At 64.9% G+C, this 21,105-nt stretch carries 19 protein-coding genes; 6 read left to right on the top strand and 13 right to left on the bottom strand.

Features of this window, described 5'->3' with window-relative positions:
• Nucleotides 1-60 precede the first annotated feature (60 nt).
• The 3 genes from OKW39_RS02975 (at nt 61) to OKW39_RS02965 (ending at nt 3,201) form a co-directional block, all read left to right on the top strand.
• A complete protein-coding gene (locus tag OKW39_RS02975) occupies nt 61-1,449 on the top strand; it encodes a replicative DNA helicase (protein ID WP_090804563.1) in 1,389 nt (462 codons plus the stop codon).
• Between the two features lie 115 nt (nt 1,450-1,564).
• On the top strand, nt 1,565-2,191 hold the full coding sequence (locus OKW39_RS02970; RefSeq protein ID WP_090804567.1) for a DUF47 domain-containing protein: 627 nt from the start codon (nt 1,565-1,567) through the stop codon (nt 2,189-2,191).
• Complete coding sequence (locus tag OKW39_RS02965) at nt 2,191-3,201, top strand: inorganic phosphate transporter (RefSeq protein WP_090804569.1); 1,011 nt, start codon at nt 2,191-2,193, stop codon at nt 3,199-3,201. The genes OKW39_RS02970 and OKW39_RS02965 overlap by 1 nt, the downstream gene beginning before the upstream one ends.
• A gap of 141 nt (nt 3,202-3,342) precedes the next feature.
• Here OKW39_RS02965 and OKW39_RS02960 read toward each other — a convergent pair whose 3' ends face one another.
• The 13 genes from OKW39_RS02960 to OKW39_RS02900 form a co-directional block, all read right to left on the bottom strand.
• Complete coding sequence (locus tag OKW39_RS02960) at nt 3,343-4,149, bottom strand: SDR family oxidoreductase (protein ID WP_090804571.1); 807 nt, start codon at nt 4,147-4,149, stop codon at nt 3,343-3,345.
• Between the two features lie 51 nt (nt 4,150-4,200).
• Nucleotides 4,201-5,352 (bottom strand): NlpC/P60 family protein, encoded by a 1,152-nt coding sequence (locus tag OKW39_RS02955; RefSeq protein ID WP_429361347.1) that lies wholly within the window; start codon nt 5,350-5,352, stop codon nt 4,201-4,203.
• 213 nt (nt 5,353-5,565) lie between these two features.
• Nucleotides 5,566-7,413: a PhoH family protein gene (locus tag OKW39_RS02950; RefSeq protein ID WP_429562008.1), complete on the bottom strand. Its 1,848-nt coding sequence runs from the start codon at nt 7,411-7,413 to the stop codon at nt 5,566-5,568.
• A gap of 103 nt (nt 7,414-7,516) precedes the next feature.
• Nucleotides 7,517-7,651 (bottom strand): hypothetical protein, encoded by a 135-nt coding sequence (locus OKW39_RS02945; protein WP_260321379.1) that lies wholly within the window; start codon nt 7,649-7,651, stop codon nt 7,517-7,519.
• 117 nt (nt 7,652-7,768) lie between these two features.
• On the bottom strand, nt 7,769-8,230 hold the full coding sequence (locus tag OKW39_RS02940) for a peroxiredoxin (protein ID WP_429361345.1): 462 nt from the start codon (nt 8,228-8,230) through the stop codon (nt 7,769-7,771).
• Nucleotides 8,231-8,438: 208 nt separating this feature from the next.
• Entirely contained in the window at nt 8,439-9,332 is an 894-nt protein-coding gene (locus OKW39_RS02935) for a polysaccharide deacetylase family protein (protein ID WP_090804579.1), read from the bottom strand.
• A 10-nt stretch (nt 9,333-9,342) separates the two neighbouring features.
• Nucleotides 9,343-10,389, bottom strand: coding sequence for a bifunctional UDP-4-keto-pentose/UDP-xylose synthase (locus OKW39_RS02930; protein WP_090804581.1), 1,047 nt, complete (start codon nt 10,387-10,389; stop codon nt 9,343-9,345).
• Nucleotides 10,386-11,315, bottom strand: coding sequence for a formyltransferase (locus tag OKW39_RS02925; protein ID WP_429562007.1), 930 nt, complete (start codon nt 11,313-11,315; stop codon nt 10,386-10,388). Before OKW39_RS02925 ends, OKW39_RS02930 begins: the two co-directional genes overlap by 4 nt.
• Nucleotides 11,312-12,355, bottom strand: coding sequence for a glycosyltransferase (locus OKW39_RS02920; protein WP_090804585.1), 1,044 nt, complete (start codon nt 12,353-12,355; stop codon nt 11,312-11,314). The genes OKW39_RS02925 and OKW39_RS02920 overlap by 4 nt, the downstream gene beginning before the upstream one ends.
• Before the next feature lie 6 nt (nt 12,356-12,361).
• Complete coding sequence (locus OKW39_RS02915) at nt 12,362-13,513, bottom strand: DegT/DnrJ/EryC1/StrS family aminotransferase (RefSeq protein ID WP_429562006.1); 1,152 nt, start codon at nt 13,511-13,513, stop codon at nt 12,362-12,364.
• A 176-nt stretch (nt 13,514-13,689) separates the two neighbouring features.
• The gene (locus OKW39_RS02910; RefSeq protein ID WP_013089326.1) at nt 13,690-14,061 is read right to left on the bottom strand and encodes an SMR family transporter; all 372 of its coding nucleotides are present in this window, start codon (nt 14,059-14,061) and stop codon (nt 13,690-13,692) included.
• A gap of 24 nt (nt 14,062-14,085) precedes the next feature.
• On the bottom strand, nt 14,086-15,927 hold the full coding sequence (locus OKW39_RS02905; protein WP_429336371.1) for a glycosyltransferase family 39 protein: 1,842 nt from the start codon (nt 15,925-15,927) through the stop codon (nt 14,086-14,088).
• A 95-nt stretch (nt 15,928-16,022) separates the two neighbouring features.
• Nucleotides 16,023-16,397 carry an Mth938-like domain-containing protein gene (locus OKW39_RS02900; protein ID WP_090804589.1) on the bottom strand — a complete coding sequence of 125 codons (375 nt, stop codon included), beginning with the start codon at nt 16,395-16,397 and terminating at the stop codon, nt 16,023-16,025.
• A 454-nt stretch (nt 16,398-16,851) separates the two neighbouring features.
• Between OKW39_RS02900 and OKW39_RS02895 the strand changes: the two genes are divergently transcribed.
• The 3 genes from OKW39_RS02895 (at nt 16,852) to thrC (ending at nt 20,993) form a co-directional block, all read left to right on the top strand.
• A complete protein-coding gene (locus tag OKW39_RS02895) occupies nt 16,852-18,099 on the top strand; it encodes a pyridoxal phosphate-dependent aminotransferase (RefSeq protein ID WP_090804591.1) in 1,248 nt (415 codons plus the stop codon).
• A 102-nt stretch (nt 18,100-18,201) separates the two neighbouring features.
• The gene (locus tag OKW39_RS02890) at nt 18,202-19,533 is read left to right on the top strand and encodes a homoserine dehydrogenase (protein ID WP_090804593.1); all 1,332 of its coding nucleotides are present in this window, start codon (nt 18,202-18,204) and stop codon (nt 19,531-19,533) included.
• Nucleotides 19,534-19,541: 8 nt separating this feature from the next.
• Nucleotides 19,542-20,993, top strand: a complete 1,452-nt coding sequence (thrC, locus tag OKW39_RS02885) for a threonine synthase (RefSeq protein WP_429562005.1) — start codon at nt 19,542-19,544, stop codon at nt 20,991-20,993.
• The last annotated feature ends 112 nt before the right edge of the window (nt 20,994-21,105 follow it).

Here is a 21,105-nt window from a genome sequence, read left to right as displayed (position 1 = left end):
CCCCGTATTTGCGTTTTTTCCGCTCGCAGCCGTCGCCGGATTGCCCGATAATTCCTCCCCATGAACGCACCGTCCAAAGATCCCCAACTCGAGTCGCTGAAAGTCCCGCCGCATTCGATCGAAGCCGAGCAATCGGTGCTGGGCGGCCTGCTGCTCGATAACGCGGCCTGGGACCGCATCGCCGACTTCCTCGCGCAAAGCGACTTCTACCGCTACGACCACCGCATCATCTTCGAGCACATCGGCAAGCTGATTGCGGCCACGCGGCCGGCCGACGTGGTCACCGTCTACGAAGCGCTCGGCACTTCGGGCAAGGCGGAAGAGGTCGGCGGCCTCGCTTACCTGAACGCGCTCGCGCAGAACACGCCGAGCGCGGCCAACATCCGCCGCTATGCGGAAATCGTGCGCGACCGCGCGGTGCTGCGCCGGCTCGTGTCGGTCGCCGATGAAATCTCCGCCGATGCGTTCAACCCGCAAGGCAAGGAAGTCCGGCAATTGCTGGACGAAGCGGAATCGAAGGTGTTCTCGATCGCCGAAGACGGCGCGCGCGGCACCCAGGGCTTTCTCGAGATCGGGCCGCTGCTGACCCAGGTGGTCGAGCGGATCGACACGCTCTATCACACCGCCAATCCGAGCGACGTGACCGGCACGCCGACCGGCTTCGTCGATCTGGATCGTATGACCTCGGGCATGCACGGCGGCGAGCTGATCATCGTCGCGGGCCGTCCGTCGATGGGTAAGACGGCGTTTTCGATGAACGTCGGCGAATACGTCGCGGTCGAGTACGGACTACCCGTCGCGGTGTTCTCGATGGAAATGCCGGGCACGCAGCTCACGATGCGTATGCTGGGCTCGGTCGGCCGGCTCGATCAGCATCGCATGCGAACCGGGCGTCTGACCGACGAGGATTGGCCGAAGCTCACGCATGCGGTGCAGAAAATGAGCGAGGCACAGATCTTCATCGACGAAACCGGCGGTCTGAACCCGATGGAACTGCGCTCGCGCGCGCGCCGGCTATCGCGCCAGTGCGGCAAGCTCGGACTGATCATCATCGACTATCTGCAGCTGATGAGCGGCTCGTCGTCGGGCGAAAACCGCGCGACCGAAATCTCGGAAATCTCCCGTTCGCTGAAGAGCCTCGCGAAGGAGCTCGACGTGCCGGTGATCGCGTTGTCGCAGCTGAATCGCGGCCTCGAGCAGCGGCCCAACAAGCGGCCAATCATGTCGGACCTGCGCGAATCGGGCGCTATCGAACAGGACGCCGACGTGATCCTGTTCATCTACCGCGACGAAGTGTACAACCCGGACAGCCCCGACAAGGGCACCGCGGAGATCATCATCGGCAAGCAGCGGAACGGTCCGATCGGTCCCGTTCGGCTCACGTTCCACGGCCAATACACGAAGTTCGACAACTTTGCGGGCGCGCAGAACTTCTACGGCGGCGAGTGACGCAAGGCGCCGTGGGCTGTTGTAACGGCGCTGTCGCGAGTGCGGCAATGATGGCGGATCGGTACAATATGGCGGTTTTATGTCAGCCATAACGTGACCCATTTCCAGGATCCCAATGTTCGGTCGATTCATGCCCACCGAGGGCAAGTTCTTTGAAATCTTCAATTCGCACGCAACGTGCATCATCTCGGCAAGCCGCGAACTCGAGCTCCTGATCGACAATCTGCAGGACGCCGAAACCCACAAGCAGAACGTACAAAAGGCCGAGAAAGCGGCCGACAAGCTCACGCACGAAGCCATCGACCTGCTGCACAAGACCTTCATCACGCCGCTCGACCGCGACGAGATCCACAAGCTGATCACGACGATGGACGACATCCTCGACCTGATGGAGGACGTCGCCACCGCGATCTCGCTGTACGACGTGCAAGCGGTCACGTCGGAGGCGAGCCAGCTCGCGCATATCTGCACGGCAACCTGCGAGCGCGTGCAGTTCGCGGTCAGCCTGCTGTCGGACATGAAGCAGGCGAGCCAGATCCTGAAGGCCTGCGAGGACATCGACCGGCTCGAATCGGAAGCCGACAGCGTGCTGCGCGCGGCGATGTCGAAGCTGTTCCGCGAGGAAGACGACGTCAAGGTCCTGATCAAGCTCAAGGCGATCTACGAGCTGCTCGAAACGATCACGGACAAGTGTGAGGATGTGGCCAACATCATCGAAGGCATCGTGCTGGAAAACGCATAATGCAATCGATACAACTCGCTATCTGGGTCGTCACCGGCCTGGTTGCCATTGCTTTGGTGTTCGACTTCATGAACGGTTTTCACGACGCGGCGAATTCGATCGCCACGGTCGTGTCGACCGGCGTGCTGAAGCCACAGCAGGCGGTGGCGTTCGCGGCGGCGTTCAACGTCATCGCGTATTTCGTGTTTCACCTGAAGGTGGCCGCGACCGTCGGCAAGGGCACGATCGACCCGGACATCGTCGACCACTACGTGATCTTCGGCGCGTTGGTCGGCGCGATCGCGTGGAACGTGATCACCTGGGTCTACGGCATTCCGTCCAGCTCGTCGCACGCGCTGATCGGCGGCCTCGTGGGTGCCGCGCTCGCGAAGTCGGGCTGGGGATCGCTGAACTGGGATGGCCTGATGAAGACCGTCGCGTTCATCTTCATTTCACCGCTGCTCGGCTTCGTGCTCGGCTCGTTTTTCATGCTGCTGGTGTCGTGGCTGTATTTCCGCACGCCGCCTAGCAAGGTCGACCGTCGTTTCAGGCGTCTGCAATTGTTCTCCGCTGGCCTGTACAGCCTGGGTCACGGTGGCAACGACGCGCAGAAAACCATCGGCATCATCTGGATGCTACTGATCGCCACCGGCTTCGCGTCGATGAAGGCGGACGCGCCGCCGCTGTGGGTGATCGGCGGCTGCTATCTGTCGATGGGTCTCGGTACGCTGTTCGGTGGCTGGCGCATCGTGCGCACGATGGGCCAGAAAATCACGAAGTTGAAGCCGGTCGGCGGCTTCTGCGCGGAGGCGGGCGGAGCGATCACGCTTTTTACCGCCTCGGCGCTCGGCATTCCCGTCTCTACCACGCATACGATCACCGGCGCGATCGTCGGAGTCGGCGCGACGCAGAAGCTGAGCGCGGTGCGCTGGGGTGTCGCCGGCAACATCGTCTGGGCCTGGATTCTGACGATCCCGGCTTCCGCGGTGCTGTCCGGCGGGGCCTGGTGGCTGGGCCACCACTTCCTGTAATCACCATGCGATGCAGACCTGCGCTGCCGGGTTCGGCTGAGTTTGGCTGAACAGCACGCGCGGGCTTCGGCTACATGCCGCCCATGGCATCGCACCGGTGTCCCTACGCAGTTCGACTAAAAAGCGCGTTGCACGACGCGTTCAGATCAGCGGCGCATTCGCACCATCCATCGGAATGATCGCGCCCGTCACATAGCTCGCGCGGCGGCTCGCGAGGAACAGCGCCACGTCGGCGATTTCCTCCGGCTTTGCATAGCGCCCGAGCGGCATCCGGGCCTGGCCGCGGGCCAGCGCTTCGTCGTTGCCAATGCCTTGCTGCGCCGCTTCCAGCCGGACCGCTTCCTCGACGCGCTCGGTCAGCGTGGAGCCCGGATTGATCGCGTTGATGCGGATGCCATAGCGCGCGTAGTAGTGCGCGAGGCCGACGGTCGCGAGCATCAGCGCCGCGTTGGCCGCGCCGCCTGCGATATGGATGTCGCTCGCGACCTTGCCGCCCATGCCGATGATATTGACGATCGTGCCCGGCTCGGCACCGCCGTTGGCTTTCGCGCGCTCGGCCATACGGCGCAGCACTTCCTGCTGCGGATAGATATACGGGAAATACTTCGCTTCCATCGTCGCGCGGAATGCGTCGGCATCGAGCGTCTCGGGGTCGTACCGGCGCGCGGCGCCGGCACTGTTGATCAGTACGTCGATCGGGCCCACGGCGGTGCTGACTTCCTCGACGATATCGGCGGCGCTGTGCGCTTCGTGCAGGTCGGCGCGCGTGCGGTGCACGTGGAATCCTTCCTGTTTCAGCTGTTCGTAGGCGCGCGCAAGGTTGGCGGGGTCGCGCGACACGATCGCGACCTTCGCGCCTTCCTGTGCGAAGGCGCGCGCGCAGGCGAAACCGATGCCTTTGCTGCCGCCGGTGATGAGCACCACCTTATTTCTGAGCCCGAGTTCCATGGTCGTTACCCGCCGTCGAAAGAATATCGATGACGATAGCAGATCACGGCGTCAGAAGTTGCCGTTCGCGAAACGGGCGATCGGGTCGTCGCTGCTTTGCGTGGGTGCGGGCACGCCGTGGGAAGCCGTCGACGCACGCATGAGTTGCACGGATCCAGTGCCTTCGGTCTGCTGCATCTGCCGCGCCTGGCGTTCCGCGATGGAGGCGGGTGGCGGCGGTTCGAATGCATCGGCGGCGGCGTCGATCGGGTCGGGTGAAGGTTGGGCAACGGTGCGGGCGGTCGTCGCGGACTGCATCGGTTGAGCGGGCGAACGAGCGCCGCTTTCATACGTGCTCGCCTGAGCCGCGGGGACCATCGTCGCTGCCACGGCGCCCGCTGAGCGTGCCTGCAGTTGCGCGGCGCCGAGGCCCGACGGTGGCGGCTCGAATTGATCGGCTTGCACGACGGGCGTGCCGCCGCCTGCACGGGTCGCCGGCGTCGCGCTCGCGACCGGCCGGGCCGTTGCCATCGACGCCGGGCCGGACAGCGCCGTCGGGCCCGCGTAGGTCGACGCTGCCGGAACTGCCACGGTTGTTGCCGTGCCCGTCGCCGCGGCCGCAGCACCTCGCTCGGTTTGCGGCGCCGCAGCCTGATAGCTCGGCGTATTGAACGGCGCCGGCGTTGCCGCCGGTCCCGCCATCCGGCGGATGCCGTCGAAGCGCTTCGCCCAGTAGGGATTGGTCAGATAGTCGAGCCGCACGGTGCCGCCCGTCGACGGCGCGTTGACGAAGCGCAGCTTGCCCACGTAGATGCCGACGTGCGAATGCGCGCGCCCCGTCGTGTTGAAAAAGATCAGATCGCCTGGCGCGATTTCGTCCGGTTCGATCGACTCGCCGCGCCCGCTCATCTCGGCCGTCGTGCGCGGCAGGTTCACCGACGCCGCGCGCAGCACGACGTACCGCACGAGCCCGCTGCAATCGAAGCCGCTGTCGGGCGTATTGCCGCCCCACCGGTAGGGCACGCCGACGAGACTCATCGCCTGAATGGAGATTTCCTCGCGGCCGATGCTGTGATCGACGAAGTGGGGAAAGCCGGGCGGCGGCGCGCGATAGGCGCCGTTCGCGACGACGCTGCCGCCTGACCCGCGCGACGTCTTCTGCGGCGCGCCGGCACAGGCGGCGAGCAGCAGGACGGGCAGCAGCGATAAGGCGAGTCGGCGCATGAAGACGGCACGGGCGGTAAGCGCCCATTTACTCACTGAGGATGTCGGGATGGTAGCCGCCCAACAAGGCCGCGGCAAGAATTGTTGATAAATTACTTGAAGTTTGTGCGCTAAGTGTTGCCTGCGTGGAACGCCGGCGCAATAAAAAGGCCGCGTCCGGAACGAACCGGACGCGGCCTGCGATCAAAAGCCGGAAAAAAAACCGGCGAACCTCTAGAGAATCTCCGACGCGTAGTCAGCGAGGCGCGAGCGCTCGCCGCGCGCGAGCGTTACGTGTCCGCTGTGCGCCCAGCCCTTGAAGCGATCGACCACATAGGTCAGGCCCGAACTGCCCTCGGTCAGGTAAGGCGTATCGATCTGCGCGATGTTGCCAAGGCAGATGATCTTCGTGCCCGGACCCGCGCGCGTGACGAGCGTCTTCATCTGCTTCGGCGTCAGGTTCTGCGCCTCGTCGATGATCAGATACTTGTCGACGAACGTGCGGCCGCGCATGAAGTTCATGCTCTTGATCTTCAGGCGCGAGCGGATCAGCTCCTGGGTCGCGGCGCGGCCCCATTCGCCGGCGGCGTCGTCGGTTTTCTGCAGCACTTCGAGGTTGTCGTCGAACGCACCCATCCACGGCTGCATCTTTTCCTCTTCGGTGCCCGGCAGAAAGCCGATGTCTTCGCCGACCGGCACCGTCGCGCGCGTCACGATGATCTCGTTGTAGCGCTTGTCGTCGAGCACCTGCGCGAGACCCGCCGCGAGTGCGACCAGCGTCTTGCCGGTGCCGGCCTGGCCGAGCAGCGTGACGAAGTCGATGTCCGGATTCATCAGCAGGTTCAGCGCGAAGTTCTGCTCGCGATTGCGCGCCGTGATGCCCCACACGTTGTTCTTGTGGTGGCCATAGTCACGCAGCGTTTGCAGCAGCGCGGTCTTGCCGTTCAGTTCGCGCACCAGCGCATGAAACGCGGGCTCGCCGTTCTGCGGCTCCAGATAAACGAACTCGTTGACCAGCATCGATGCGCACAGCGGACCCGTCACGCGGTAGTACGTGGTGCCGGTTTTCGTGTCCTGCCAGCTTTCCATGCCCTTCGCGTGCCTGGTCCAGAAGTCTTGCGGCAGCGCGCGGATGCCCGTGTACAGCAGGTCGCTGTCCTCGAGCACCTGGTCGTTGAAGTAGTCTTCGGCGGGCAGACCGAGCGCATGCGCCTTGATGCGCATGTTGATGTCTTTCGACACCAGCACGACCTGGCGATCCGCGCGATCGCGCTGCAGCGCGCGCACGACGCCGAGGATCTGGTTGTCGGCCTTGCCTTCGGGCAGACCTTCGACCGGCTCGATCGCGGTCAGCCGGGTCTGGAAGTACAGCCGCCCGGAGGCCTCGCGGCTGCCCAGACGCGCGAGCGAAATGCCGTCGGCCATGTCGCCCGCGTTCGCGACGAGCGCGTCGAGCGTGCGGCTCACCTGACGCGCGTTACGCGCGACTTCCGACATTCCCTTCTTGTGGTTGTCGAGCTCTTCCAACGTCATCATCGGCAGATAGACGTCGTGCTCCTCGAAGCGGAACAGGCAGCTCGGATCGTGCATCAGCACGTTGGTGTCGAGCACGAAAAGCTTCTGCACCTCGGCTGGCGTGGCGCCCGTGCCACGTTTCTTGCGCGTGGCGGCAGGGCTCGCTGCGGCGGGCGCGGCGGCTGTTTCGTCCGTGCGCTGCTTCGCGGCAGGCGCGCGTGCGACGACCGGCTGCGCTTCGGCCGCGTCGGCTTCGAACTGCGGGCGTGCGGACGGAACCGGCTGCAACAGCGCGGCGGTCTGCCTCGCCTTGCGGCCGCGCGCGGGCGCGGGTTGCGCGGCGGGCGGCGACTCGACGGCGGGCACGGGCCACAACGTGGTGGCGGCGTTGGCAGCGTGCGCCATCGGTGTGGCGACATTGACGCGGCCGTAATCGGCCGACTCTGCGGATTCCCCTTCACGCGCCTGTTTTTTCGCGGCGGAGCGCGCGGGCGTGACGGCTTTGGCCTTGTATTCGTCAGGCGACAAAAGATTGCCGAGCTTGTTGGGGGGAGTAGGCAAAGGCATGGTTTCCCTCGAAATGATCGGGTCACATATCGTGCGCCGCCCGTCGCATTCTGACGATGCCCTCATGGGACATCGAGTTTGCGCGAGGAGGCGCGCATTCGGTCTAGAGATGCCGGTTCGCCTGGTTTTCGATAGGCTCCTTGACGGAAGCGCGTGAACCGATGAACGAACGGTCGCGCGCAATTAAAAAAGCCGCCGCCCCGGCATTCGGGGCAAGCGGCTCGACGATGATGCTCACGTTGCGCCTCACGCTCCGAACGGCACCGGTGGATCCGGTCAGGCGGCCGTCAGGGCTGGCGCAGCGGAGAACAATGTGGGGTGGACAGGCACTCATTGCGGGCCAATATAACGCGCATCAAAGCGCTTGTACAGCCTCCAGAATGTCGTCGACGTGGCCCGGCACTTTAACGCCGCGCCACTCGTGGCGCAGCACGCCATCGGCGTCGACGAGGAACGTGGAGCGCTCGATTCCCCGCACCTCTTTGCCATACATTTTCTTCATTTTAATGACGGCGAAGAGGGCGCACAGCGTTTCTTCCGGGTCGGAAATCAGCGGGAAGGGTAGTTCGAGCTTAGCCTTGAAGTTGTCATGCGAACGCAGGCTGTCGCGCGACACGCCGATCACTTCCGCGCCGGCTTTCTTGAACTTCGGATACAGATCGCGGAACTGCAACCCTTCGGTCGTGCAGCCCGGCGTGTTGTCCTTCGGATAGAAATACAGCACCACCTTCTTGCCCCGCAGCTTTGACAGCGTGATTTCGCCGCCCGTCGCGGCGGCGGTGAAGTCGGGGATGGGTTGGTCGACTGCGATGGACACGAGGTTCTCCGGTTGTTGGGGCTGGCGTCGCTAGGTGCCGCGGCGTCGGCCGGTCTGTCGTCGAGGTTGTTGTTGTTCGGGAATACGGTCGGCGCGCGGTTGTCCGATCGTCAGACCCGGCAAGGAAGCGGGTGACAGGCGGGCAACAGGCCGGCAACGGGCGGGCGACAAGCGGCGCGCCTTCTAACGGCTCCCGCGTCGCGGGCCTTCAGGGCTGGACGATCAGTTCGCCGGAGCGTCCCGGAATCTCGCCCCACGCGACAGGGTACGATGGCAGCGTGTCGCGGTCTAGCGTGGCGTAGTAATCGCCCATCGTCGCGAACGTGTGGCCCTGGGCGCGCCAGCCTTCGAGCAACTGTTCGAAAACCGGCGCGAGTTTCTGTCCTTCGAGTTCCGCGTGCAGCGTGAACACCTGGTCGTGCGGATTTTTTTCAGTTCGTTTCAGCATCCACGCGGCGACGTTGTGCGTATCGACACCATCGACACCGAGCACTTCGTCGAGCGTCGGGAGCGTGGTCGGCATCTGCACGTGCTTCAGCGTCCTGCCGTCGACCACCGGCAGATATGGCGAGTGGCCGCGGCCGTCGGAAGCGTAGCGCATGCCCCACGCGTCGATCTGCTCGAACGCGTGGCCGTTCATCTGCCAGCCCGCGGCGCCGTGCGTGACGGGCGGCGCGCCGAATATCTCGATGAACCGCGCGTGGCTCCGCTGCATCTGCGCGACGGTCCACGCGCGATCTTTGGCGCGCACGTTGTCCTGCCAGTACACGTGATCCCACGTATGGATGCCGCACTCGAAGCCGGCTTCGTGGATCGCGCGCATCTCGGCCGCGGCCTTCGCGCCGATGTCCGGACCGGGCAGCAGCACGCCGTACATCAACTGCCTGAGGCCGTAATGCTCGACCACCGACGTGCGCGACACCTTCTTCAGAAAGCCCGGCCGCAGTACGCGGCGCATCGCCCAACCGGTGTGGTCGGGCCCGAGGCTGAACAGGAAGGTGGCGCGCGCCTTGAAGCGGTCGAAGATGCGCGCGAGATTCGGCACGCCTTCGCGGGTGCCGCGCAGCGTGTCGACGTCGATCTTCAGGACGATGCGAGCCAAGGACGCGCCCTTATTGCTGTTCGACGAGTGCGCGGGCTTCCGCGACGTGGCCGCGATACGCTTCGAAAATCTTGCGCAGCGCTTCGTCGAAAGTCGACGTGGGTGCCCAGCTGAGTTCCTGCTTCGTATTGTCGATCTTCGGCACGCGGTTCTGCACGTCCTGATAGCCGTTGCCGTAGTACGCGCCCGACGACGTTTCGACCAGTTGCACTTTCCTGGCCAAGTCCGCGTATTCGGGGAATTCGGCCGCGAGTGCCAGCATCTTGTGCGCGAGCTCACGCACCGAGAAGTTGTTGATCGGGTTGCCGATGTTGTAGATCTTGCCGGTGGCGACGCCGTTCTTGTTCTCGATGATCTTCATCAGCGCGCTGATGCCGTCGTCGATGTCCGTGAACGCGCGCTTCTGCGCGCCGCCATCGACGAGGCTGATGTTCTCGCCGCGCACGATGTGGCCGAGGAACTGCGTGACCACGCGCGAGCTACCTTCCTTCGGCGTGTAGATCGAGTCGAGGCCCGGGCCGATCCAGTTGAACGGACGAAACAGCGTGAAGTTCAGGCCTTCCATGCCGTAGCCCCAGATCACGCGGTCCATCAGCTGCTTCGAGCACGCGTAGATCCAGCGCGGCTTGTTGATCGGGCCGTACGACAGCTGCGATTCTTCCGGATCGAACTGCTCGTCCGTGCACATGCCGTAGACCTCGGAGGTCGACGGAAACACCAGATGCTTGCCGTACTTGACGGCTGAACGCACGATCGGCAGGTTCGCCTCGAAGTCGAGTTCGAACACGCGCAGCGGCTGCTTCACATACGTTGCGGGCGTGGCGATCGCGACGAGCGGCAGAATCACATCGCACTTCTTGACGTGATATTCGACCCATTCCTTGTTGATCGTGATGTCGCCTTCGAAGAAGTGCATCCGCTCATGATTGACGAGGTCGCCGAGACGTTCGGTCTGCATGTCCATCCCGAACACTTCCCAGTCGGTGGTTTCGAGAATGCGTTTGGACAGGTGATGGCCGATGAAGCCATTCACACCCAGAATCAGGACTTTTTTCATGAATGAGATTGGATGAGCTGGGCGAATTCCGCCGGACTGACGGCAGACTCGCCGCCGTCGTGCTGGTGCCGCAATTCGTGGATGTTGATCGCGCGGCCGTCGCCGCAGATCGCGAAAACGGCATTATCGCTTACGTGCAGGCCCGGGGGCAAATCCGAGCGGAGCGCGCCGGGCGCGGCCAGACGCGCGCGCGCGACGATGAAACGGCGCCCGTTCAGCTCGGTGAAAGCGCCCGGATACGGCGGCGCGACCGCGCGGATCAGGTTGTAGACCTGTTGCGCGGACTGATTCCAGTCGATGCGGCCGTCTTCCGGTTTGCGCCCGCCGTAGTAGCTGCCATGCGCGAGATCGTTCGGCAGATGCGGCGCCTCGCCCGCGAGCAGCGCCGGCAGCACGCGCCACAGCGTTTGCTCGGCGGCGACCGTGACCTTGTCGAAGACCTGCGCGGCGGTGTCGTCGGGCAGGATCGGCACCGGGGTTTGCGCAATGATCGCACCGGCGTCGGGCTTCGCGGCCATTTCGTGCAGCGTTGCGCCGGTTTCGTTTTCGCCGTTGAGCACCGCCCAGTTGGTCGGCACGCGGCCGCGATACTTCGGCAACAGCGAGCCGTGCATGTTGTAAGCGCCCCGTGCGGCGATCGCGAGCAGGTCGAGCGGCAACATGTGGCGGTAGTAGAACGAGAAGATGAAGTCCGGCCGCGCGGCGCTCACCGCGGCGCGCAGTTCGGGGCTCTGCGGATCGGCCGGCGTGACGACGGCAATGCCGTGCCCGGCTGCCACCGATGCGACGCTGCCGAACCAGATGTTCTCGCTCGGGTTGTCTTCGTGGGTCACGACGAGCGCGACCTCGACGCCGCGCGCGAGCAGCACCTGCAGGCAGCGCACGCCGACGTTGTGATACGCGAATACGACGGCGCGCGGCTTCATGGATGGTGTCCCTGGTCGGCGACCGGCACCGGCTGCACGCCTTGCACGACGGTCTGACGCGGCGCTTCGGCGACGGCCCCGCCGTCGCGTTGCTCGAGAATGGTCTGCACCAGATAACGCGGCCGCGCACGCACCTGCTGATAGATCCGGCCGATGTATTCACCGAGCAGGCCGAGCGCGAAGATGATCACGCCGAGCAGGAAGAACGTGATGGCGAACAGCGTGAACACACCTTGCACTTCCGCGCCGATGACGAAACGGCGAATCAGCAGCAGGACGAACAGCGCCGCGGACCCTAGCGACAGGATCACGCCGATGAACGACAGCCATTGCAGCGGCACCACCGAGAAGCCGGTGACGAGGTCGAAATTCAGACGGATCAGCGAGTACAGCGAGTACTTCGACTCACCGGCGAAGCGTTCCTCGTGCGCGACCTCGATTTCCACCGGATTCTGCGCGAACGTGTACGCGAGCGCCGGGATGAACGTGTTGATTTCGCCGCAGCGGTTGATCGTATCGACGATATGGCGGCTGTAGGCGCGCAGCATGCAGCCCTGGTCGGTCATCTTGATGCGCGTGATGCGCTCGCGCAGATGATTCATCGCGCGCGACGCCTTGCGGCGCCAGAGGCTGTCCTGGCGCTGCCGGCGGATCGTGCCGACGTAGTCGAAACCTTCGCGCATCTTCGCGACGAGCTTGCCGATTTCCTCGGGCGGATTCTGCAGGTCGGCGTCGAGCGTGATCACGATGTCGCCGCGCGACTGCTCGAAGCCCGCGAGAATCGCCATGTGCTGGCCGTAGTTGCCGTTCAGCAGGATCACGCGCGTGGTGTCGGGGCGCGCGCGGAACTGCCCGGCGAGCAGCGCCGCGGATTTGTCGCGGCTGCCGTCGTTGATGAAGATCACTTCATAACCGGTGCCGAGCGCGTCGAGCGCCGGATAGAGGCGCGCGAACAGCGCGCCCAGTCCGGCTTCCTCGTTGTACACCGGAATGATGATCGACACTTCCGGTGCGACGGCGCGATGTTCCGAATAAGTCATGTCCGCTTATTTTCCGTAGTGTTCGCAAATTTCGTTGACCGCGCGGCACACGCGCTCGACGTCGCCTTCGTTCATCAGCGTGAAGAGTGGCAGCGTGACGGTGGTGGCGCCGAAGCGCTCCGCGTGCGGGAACATGCCTTCCTTGAAGCCGCGCGCGCGGTACAGGGAAAACAGGTGCAGCGCCGGGTAGTGCACGCCCGAGCCGATGCCGCGCTCCTTCAGCTCGCCCATGAAGCCGGCGCGGTCGATCGACAGTTTTTCGAGCGGCAGCGTGATCTGGAACATGTGCCAGTTGCTGTTTTCGAAGTCCGCGGGCGGCAGGCCGACGCCGAGCTGAACGGCCGCGCCGCCTTCGAGTTGCGCGAAGTACGCGCGCACGAGCTTCTTGCGCTGCGCGATGAAGCGCTCGAGATGCGGCAGCTGGCCGAGGCCGACACGCGCGGCGACGTCGGTCAGGTTGTACTTGCCGCCGAGCACGTCGCAGTCCATGCCGTCGAAGCCGGTGCGCGTGATGCCCTGCAGCCGGTACTTCTGCGCGAGCACCGCTTCTTCCTCGTTGTTCAGCACCAGCGCGCCGCCTTCGACCGAGGTCAGGTTCTTGTTCGCGTGGAAGCTGAACGACACGATGTCGCCGAGCTTGCCGATGCGCTCGCCGTTCCAGGTGGAGCCGAATGCCTGCGCGGCGTCTTCGATCACGCGCAGCTCGTGCGCGCGGGCGATCTCGTACAGACGGTCCATGTCGACCGGCAGGCCCGACAGGAACACCGGCAGCAACGCCTTGGTGCGCGGCGTGATCGCTTTTTCGAGCAGGTCGAGATCGATGTTGCGCGTGATCGGGTCGATGTCGGCGAACACTGGCGTCGCGCCGGTTTCGAGGATCACGTTGCAGGTCGACACCCAGGTGGCCGGCGTTGTGATCACTTCGTCGCCGGGACCGACGCCGGCGATGCGCAGGCCGATTTCGAGCGTCGCGGTACCGGAATTGAAGGTGCGCACCGGGCGGCCGCCGCAGAACTCGGACAGCGCGGCCTCGAACTTCTGGTTCTGCGGGCCGGTGGTGATCCAGCCGGAACGCAGCACGTCGGCGACGCCCTGGATCGTTTCCTCGTCGATCTCGGGTTTGACAAACGGCAAAAACGGGACTTGTGACTGGCTCATGAATGCATCGCTCGATTGAAAGGGGCGCGGCCCGACGGGCGCGAAGTAAACCACAAACTACCCGCAAACCCAAGGCCGCGGCTTAAAAAACGCAACCGCTCAGCTTACCGCGGCCTACCTTACGTCACGCTTAGGCGGCGCGTGTGCCGCGCCGGTTCCTACGCGGGGCGCCGCGCCTAGCTGCGCGCGAGCACGACCACGCCGACGAGAATGATGCCGATGCCGACCAGCTTCTGCACCGACATCACTTCGCCGAACAGGTACCACGCGGCGATCGCGTTGACGACGTAGCCCAGTGACAGCATCGGATAGGCGATCGACACGTCCACGCGCGAGAGCCCGATGATCCACACCGCCACGCTGATCACGTAGCAGGCGAGTCCGCCGATGATCGGCGGCTGGGTTGCCAGCTTGAAGCCGATGGGCAGGATGTTCGCACGGGTGAATTCGAAGTGTCCAACGGCATTCGTGCCGGCCTTGAGCAGCAACTGCGCGCCGGCATTCAGCGTGACGCCGGCCAGGATGCAGAACAGGGAAATCGGGTTCATCGAACGGTCTGGTTCTCGAAAGGGTTAGGGCTTTGCCGCGGGCGTGGAGACGGGGGCCGGCGTGGCCGATGCCGCGGGCCTCACTTCCACGACTGCCGAGGCGGCGTTAGCGGGGGTAGCGGGTGCTGCCGCCGCCGCTGCGGCCGGGGCGGCGGCAGCCGCGTCGGCGAGCGGCTTCATCACCACCACGCGGCGCGGATCGCGCGCGATCACCTGCATCGGCACGCCTTGCTTGACGAGGCGGTCGTAGGTCGGCGGCGGGATCAGCGCGAGCGCGTAGCGATCGGCCTTCCAGCGCTCGATCCACGCGTCGACCGTCGGCACCCATTTTTGCGGCTCGACGGACACGCCGAATGCGAGCTCGTCCGGGTGCGCGACCATGATCATCGTGTGGCCGACGTAGAACGGCAGCGTGTGGTCGAGCACGCCGACCGAGTAGAACGGCGTGTCGGGCGGCAGCTTCGCGAGCTCGGCCTTGATCGCGGGCGCGAGCGGCGCGCCGGAACTCAGGCGCCCGAACACGTCGTGGCCGGTGCCCGCGATGGTGCCGAGCAGCAGCCAGCCCGCGCCGAACGCGGCGAGGCTGCCGAGACCGACTCGCGCGTTGGCGCCCACGCCGCCCTGGCCGCGGCGGTTCAGCCACAGCGCGAACAGCGTGAGCACGAACGCGACGGCTAGCGCGGCGAGCACCCACACGCGGTATTCGGCATACAGCTCGGCCGGATTGCGCGCAGTGCCGAAGCGCGGCAGGAACAGCGCCGCGAACGCGGCGACCACGAAAAACAGCGCGTAGCCCGCCAGATGCCGGCGCAGCTGCTCGCGCGTGACGAGCGGCAGATACATGCCGATCAGCATCGCGATCGGCGGCGCGATCGGCAGCGTGTAGGACAGCAGCTTCGAGTGCGACGCGCTGAAGAACAGGAAAATGAAGACGATCCACGTGAGCATCAGCGTGACCGGCGCGAAGCCGTTCGGCTGACGCGGCTGGCGCCACGCGTGGCGCACGCTTTGCACGGTTACCGACAGCCACGGCAGGAAGCCCACCAGCAGTACTGGCACGAAGTAGTAGAACGCGCCGGGGCGATTCTGCTCGGGCGTCAGATAGCGCTTGAACTGCTGAACGACGAAGAAGAAGTTCAGGAATTCCGGATTGCGCTGCTGCACGAGGACGAACCACGGCGTCACGATCGCGAGAAAAACGATCAGCCCGCTCACCAGATGCAGACGCTTCCACAGCGCCCAGTCGCGCGCGATCAGCGTGTAGAGCACCAGCACCGCGCCCGGCAGGATCAGCCCAACCAGGCCCTTCGAGAGCACCGCCAGCGCCATCGACGCCCAGCACACCCACATCCAGCCGCGCACGCATGGGGGCCGCAGGTTCGGGCGCTGGGCGAGCAGCAGCGCGCACAGCGTGAGCGCCATCCAGAGCGACAGGCCCATGTCGAGCGTATTGAAGTGGCCCATCAGGTTCCAGTACGGCGAACAGGCGAGCACGAGTGCCGCGAACACGCCGGTCGCCGCGTTGAACACGCGGGCGCCGGTAAAGCCGATCAGCAGCACGCCGGCGAAGCCCGTCAGCGCGGTGTAGAGACGCGCCTGCCATTCGCCGATGCCGAACCACGCGAACGTCAGCGCGTTCGCCCAGGTTTGCAGCGGCGGCTTCTCGAAGTACTTGTAGCCGTTGTAGCGCGGCGTGATCCAGTCGCCGGTCAGGAACATTTCGCGCGCCATTTCGGCGTAGCGGCCTTCGTCGCTCGGCAGCAGATGGCGCCAGCCGAGCGGCACGAACCAGATCACGGCGAGAACCAGCACCAGCAACAGGATCGCGGTGCGATTGAGCGGTAGCCTCGACGGCGTATCGTTCATGAAATATCAACCCTTCTTGTTATCGACGGCGCGCGCACGGGCGCGACGCGGGGGGCCAGAACCGGGCCGGCCGGGCGCGCCGGCGCCAGGCACGCTCAGGCCTCGATCAGCAACGCGGCCGCGACCTTGCGGCCCTCGGCCATCAGAATGTTGTAGGTGCGGCAGGCGGCCTTGAAGTCCATCGTTTCTACGCCGATGCGTTTCGCGGTCAGCGCGGCGGTCAGGCGCGGGTGCGGAAAGCGCAGCCGCTCGCCGCTGCCGAACACGACCACTTCGGGCGCGGCGTCGACCAGCATCGCGAAATGCTCGGCGCTCAACTGCTCGAACGACGAGACGGGCCAGGGAATGACCGGCGCGTCCGGCAGCACGAGAATACTGCCCGCGTGACGCACCAGATTGATTTCGACGTAGTCGGCGCCATAGCCGGTAACGGTATTGAGCGCGCCGCTGGAATCCTGATGTAGTTTCAAATTGGTTTTCCGAAGTCGTCGTGAGACGTCATGCGTGTTGCCGGCCTGGCTGCACGTCGCACAGGCCGCGCGGTTCGACGCGTGTCACACACGAGAAGGCCGAAAAGGCTTGCCGATGCGGTGGTGCATTGCGGAAGTCGGCCAAAATCCGCTAAATTATAACTTTTTAGCCGCCTTGCGGCGCCCCTCGCCCAAGCGCCGCCACAAGCCGCGCTGTGCGCATCGGCGTGGCCCACCGGCCACCTGGGTTGGCATCGCCCGCTTTCGCTGCGTTTTTTTCCACGCCGGAACCCGGAAAGCCGCAGCCGCTCGACAGTTCGACCCATTTCGCGGCTGGCCGCCGTCGCCGTCGCCGCCGCGTCCGAATTCCCCGTAGCGGTGAATCAGAGCGGCCCGGCGTCGTCAGCCAGGCCCCGTTTGCCCAAGGTTTGCCCCAGCCATCAACCAGGATGAAGTGCCCGCCGTGAAACCGATTCTCAAATCCAACAAGTTGTTGAATGTCTGCTACGACATTCGCGGGCCCGTCCTCGAACATGCGAAGCGGCTCGAAGAAGAGGGTCACCGCATCATCAAGCTGAACATCGGCAATCTGGCACCGTTCGGCTTCGAGGCGCCGGACGAGATCATTCAGGACATGATCCTGAACCTGCCCAGCTCGTCGGGCTACTCCGACTCGAAGGGCGTGTTCGCCGCGCGCAAGGCGATCATGCACTACACGCAGAAAAAGGGCGTGCACGGCGTCGAACTGGACGACGTCTACCTCGGCAACGGCGCGTCCGAGCTGATCGTGATGGCGCTCCAGGGCCTCGTCAACGACGGCGACGAAGTGCTGCTGCCCGCGCCCGATTACCCGCTGTGGACCGCCGGCGTGAGCCTCGCGGGCGGCACGCCGGTGCACTACATCTGCGACGAGTCGAATAGCTGGATGCCCGACCTCGATGACATCCGCGCGAAAATCACGCCGAACACGCGCGCGCTGGTCGTGATCAACCCGAACAACCCGACCGGCGCGCTGTACTCGGACGAACTGCTGCTCGGCCTGATCGAGATCGCGCGCCAGCACGGCCTCGTGATCTTCGCCGACGAGGTGTACGACAAGATCGTCTACGACGGCAAGACGCACACGTCGCTGGCGTCGCTGTCCGAAGACGTGCTGACCGTCACGTTCAACAGCCTGTCGAAGAGCTACCGCTCGTGCGGCTATCGCGCCGGCTGGATGGCCATTTCGGGCCTGACCGGCGAGAACCGCCGGCTCGCGAAAGACTATCTGGAAGGGCTCGGCATCCTCGCGTCGATGCGGCTGTGCCCGAACGTGCCCGGCCAGTACGCGATCCAGACCGCGCTCGGCGGCTATCAGAGCATCAACGACCTGATCGTGCCGGGCGGGCGCCTGTACAAGCAGCGCGAGCTCGCCTACGACATGCTGACGGCGATCCCCGGCGTGAGCTGCGTGAAGCCCGAGGCGGCGCTGTACATGTTCCCGCGCCTCGACCCGAAGGTGTATCCGATCCAGAACGACCAGCAGTTCATCCTCGACCTGCTGCTCGAAGAGCGCGTGCTGCTCGTGCAGGGCACTGGCTTCAACTGGAAGACGCCGGATCACTTCCGTGTCGTGTTCCTGCCGAACGTCGACGACCTCGCGGATTCGATCAACCGGATCGCGCGCTTCCTCGACGGCTACCGCAAACGTCACACAGCCTGAGCCGGGGTCGCGTACGATGTGGCGCCTGATGTGTCAAATGAGGCGCGCCGCTCGTGCCACCCCCGACACCCTTTTCAAACCTCTACTAGAAACACACGCTGCATGGAACCGATCAAAGTTGGACTGCTGGGCTTCGGCACGGTAGGCAGCGGGACCTTCACGGTACTGCGCCGCAATCAGGAAGAAATCAAACGTCGCGCGGGTCGCGGCATCGAGATTGCGCGCATTGCCGTGCGCAACCCGGCCAAGGCGACCGCGGCGCTCGGCGGCGAAGCCGGCAGCGTGGCGCTGACCGATGACTTCAACGCGGTCGTCGACGATCCTTCGATCGCGATCGTCGCGGAAATGATCGGCGGCACCGGCATCGCGCGCGACCTCGTGCTGCGCGCGATCAACAACGGCAAGCACGTGGTCACCGCCAACAAGGCGCTGCTCGCGGTGCATGGCACGGAGATTTTCGAGGCGGCGCGCGCGAACGGCGTGATGGTCGCGTTCGAGTCGGCGGTGGCGGGTGGCATTCCGATCATCAAGGCACTGCGCGAAGGGCTGACGGCGAACCGCATCCAGTACATCGCGGGCATCATCAACGGCACGACGAACTACATCCTGTCGGAGATGCGTGACCGTGGGCTCGATTTCGCGACCGCGCTGAAGGCCGCGCAGGAGCTCGGCTACGCGGAAGCCGACCCGACCTTCGACATCGAGGGCGTCGACGCGGCGCACAAAGCGACGATCATGAGCGCGATCGCGTTCGGCGTGCCGGTGCAGTTCGACCGCGCGTACGTCGAAGGCATCAGCAAGCTCGCCGCGATCGACATCAAATACGCCGAGGAGCTCGGCTACCGCATCAAGCTGCTCGGCATCACGCGCCGCACCGACAAGGGCATCGAGCTGCGCGTGCACCCCACGTTGATTCCGGAAAAGCGCCTGCTTGCGAATGTGGAAGGCGCGATGAACGCGGTCGTCGTGCATGGCGACGCGGTCGGCACGACGCTGTACTACGGCAAGGGCGCGGGCGCCGAGCCGACGGCTTCCGCCGTGGTCGCCGATCTCGTCGACGTGACGCGTCTGCACACGGCCGACCCCGAGCACCGCGTGCCGCATCTGGCATTCCAGCCGGACAGCCTGTCGAACACCCCGATCCTGCCGATCGAAGAAGTCACGAGCGGCTACTACCTGCGCCTGCGCGTCGCCGACGTGACCGGCGTGCTCGCCGACATCACGCGCATTCTGGCGGACACCGGCATTTCGATCGATGCGCTGCTGCAAAAGGAATCGGAGCTCGTCGACGCGAACGGCAAGGGCGAAACCGACATTCTGCTGATCACGCACGAGACGGTCGAAAAGCAGGTCAATGCCGCGATCAGGTCGATCGAGGCGCTCGAGACCGTCGTCTCGCAAGTCACGAAGCTGCGCATGGAAGCGCTGAACTAGGCCGAACTATGAACTACCTCTCCACGCGCGGCGCCGGAGCCGGCGAGCGCCATACCTTCTCCGAGATCCTGCTCGGCGGTCTCGCGAAAGACGGCGGCCTGTATCTGCCGGCCGACTATCCGCGCGTCACCCCGGATGAACTCACGCGCTGGCGCACGCTGCCGTACGCGGATCTCGCCTTCGAGATCCTGTCGAAGTTCTGCGACGACATTCCCGCCGACGACCTGCGCGCACTGACGCGCAAGACCTACACGGCCGCGACCTACTGCAACGTGCGCGACGACGAAAGCGCCGCGCAGATCACGCCGCTGAAGACGCTCGGCGTCGAAGACGGCGCGCCGCTGTCGCTGCTCGAACTGTCGAACGGTCCGACGCTCGCGTTCAAGGACATGGCAATGCAGCTGATCGGCAACCTGTTCGAGTACGCGCTCGCGAAGCATGGCGAAACGCTGAACATTCTCGGCGCGACGTCGGGCGACACCGGCAGCGCCGCTGAATACGCGATGCGCGGCAAGAAGGGCATCCGCGTGTTCATGCTGTCGCCGCACAACAAGATGAGCGCGTTCCAGACCGCGCAGATGTACAGCCTGCAAGACCCGAACATCTTCAACCTCGCGGTGCAAGGCGTGTTCGACGACGCGCAGGACATCGTGAAGGCGGTGTCGAACGATCACGCGTTCAAGGCGAAGTACAAGATCGGCACGGTCAACTCGATCAACTGGGCGCGGGTCGTCGCGCAGGTCGTCTATTACTTCAAGGGCTACTTTGCCGCGACGAAGTCGAACGCCGAGCGCGTGTCGTTCACGGTGCCGTCGGGCAACTTCGGCAACGTGTGCGCGGGTCATATCGCGCGCATGATGGGTCTGCCGATCGAGAAGCTCGTCGTCGCGACCAACGAGAACGACGTGCTCGACGAGTTCTTCCGCACTGGTATTTACCGCGTACGCAAGGCGGCCGAGACGTATCACACGAGCAGCCCGAGCATGGACATCTCGAAGGCATCGAACTTCGAGCGCTTCGTGTACGACCTGCTCGGCCGCGATCCGGCGCGCGTGCTGCAACTGTTCCGCGACGTCGAGGAGAAGGGCGGTTTCGATCTCGCGGCAAGTGGCGACTTCGCGCGCGTAAGGGAGTTCGGTTTCGTGTCGGGCAGCAGCAGCCACGACACCCGCGTCGACACGATCCGCGACGTGTTCCAGCGTTACGACACGATGATCGACACGCACACGGCCGACGGCGTGAAGGTCGCGCGCGAGCATCTGCAGTCCGGCATTCCGATGATCGTGCTCGAGACCGCGCAGCCGATCAAGTTCGGCGAGACGATCCGCGAGGCGCTGCTGCGCGAACCGGAGCGGCCGGCGGCGTTCTCGGGGCTCGAGTCGCTGCCGCAGCGCTTCGAGGTCGTGCCCGCGGATGCGCAGCGGGTGAAGGACTTCATCGTCGCGAATACCGGCGAATAAGGGCGAGCGGGGCCGCGTGTCGCTTCGCGTTGATCGACGCTCACGCCCGCACTACGAGAAAACGCTGGCCGCACCCTCCGCGGCCACGCATCGAAAAACACAAACAGCTCCC

It is taken from the genome of Paraburkholderia sp. MM6662-R1 (assembly GCF_050436245.1).
GTDB classification, from domain to species: Bacteria; Pseudomonadota; Gammaproteobacteria; order Burkholderiales; family Burkholderiaceae; genus Paraburkholderia; species Paraburkholderia tuberum.
This window is presented reverse-complemented; position numbering and strand designations above follow the sequence as displayed.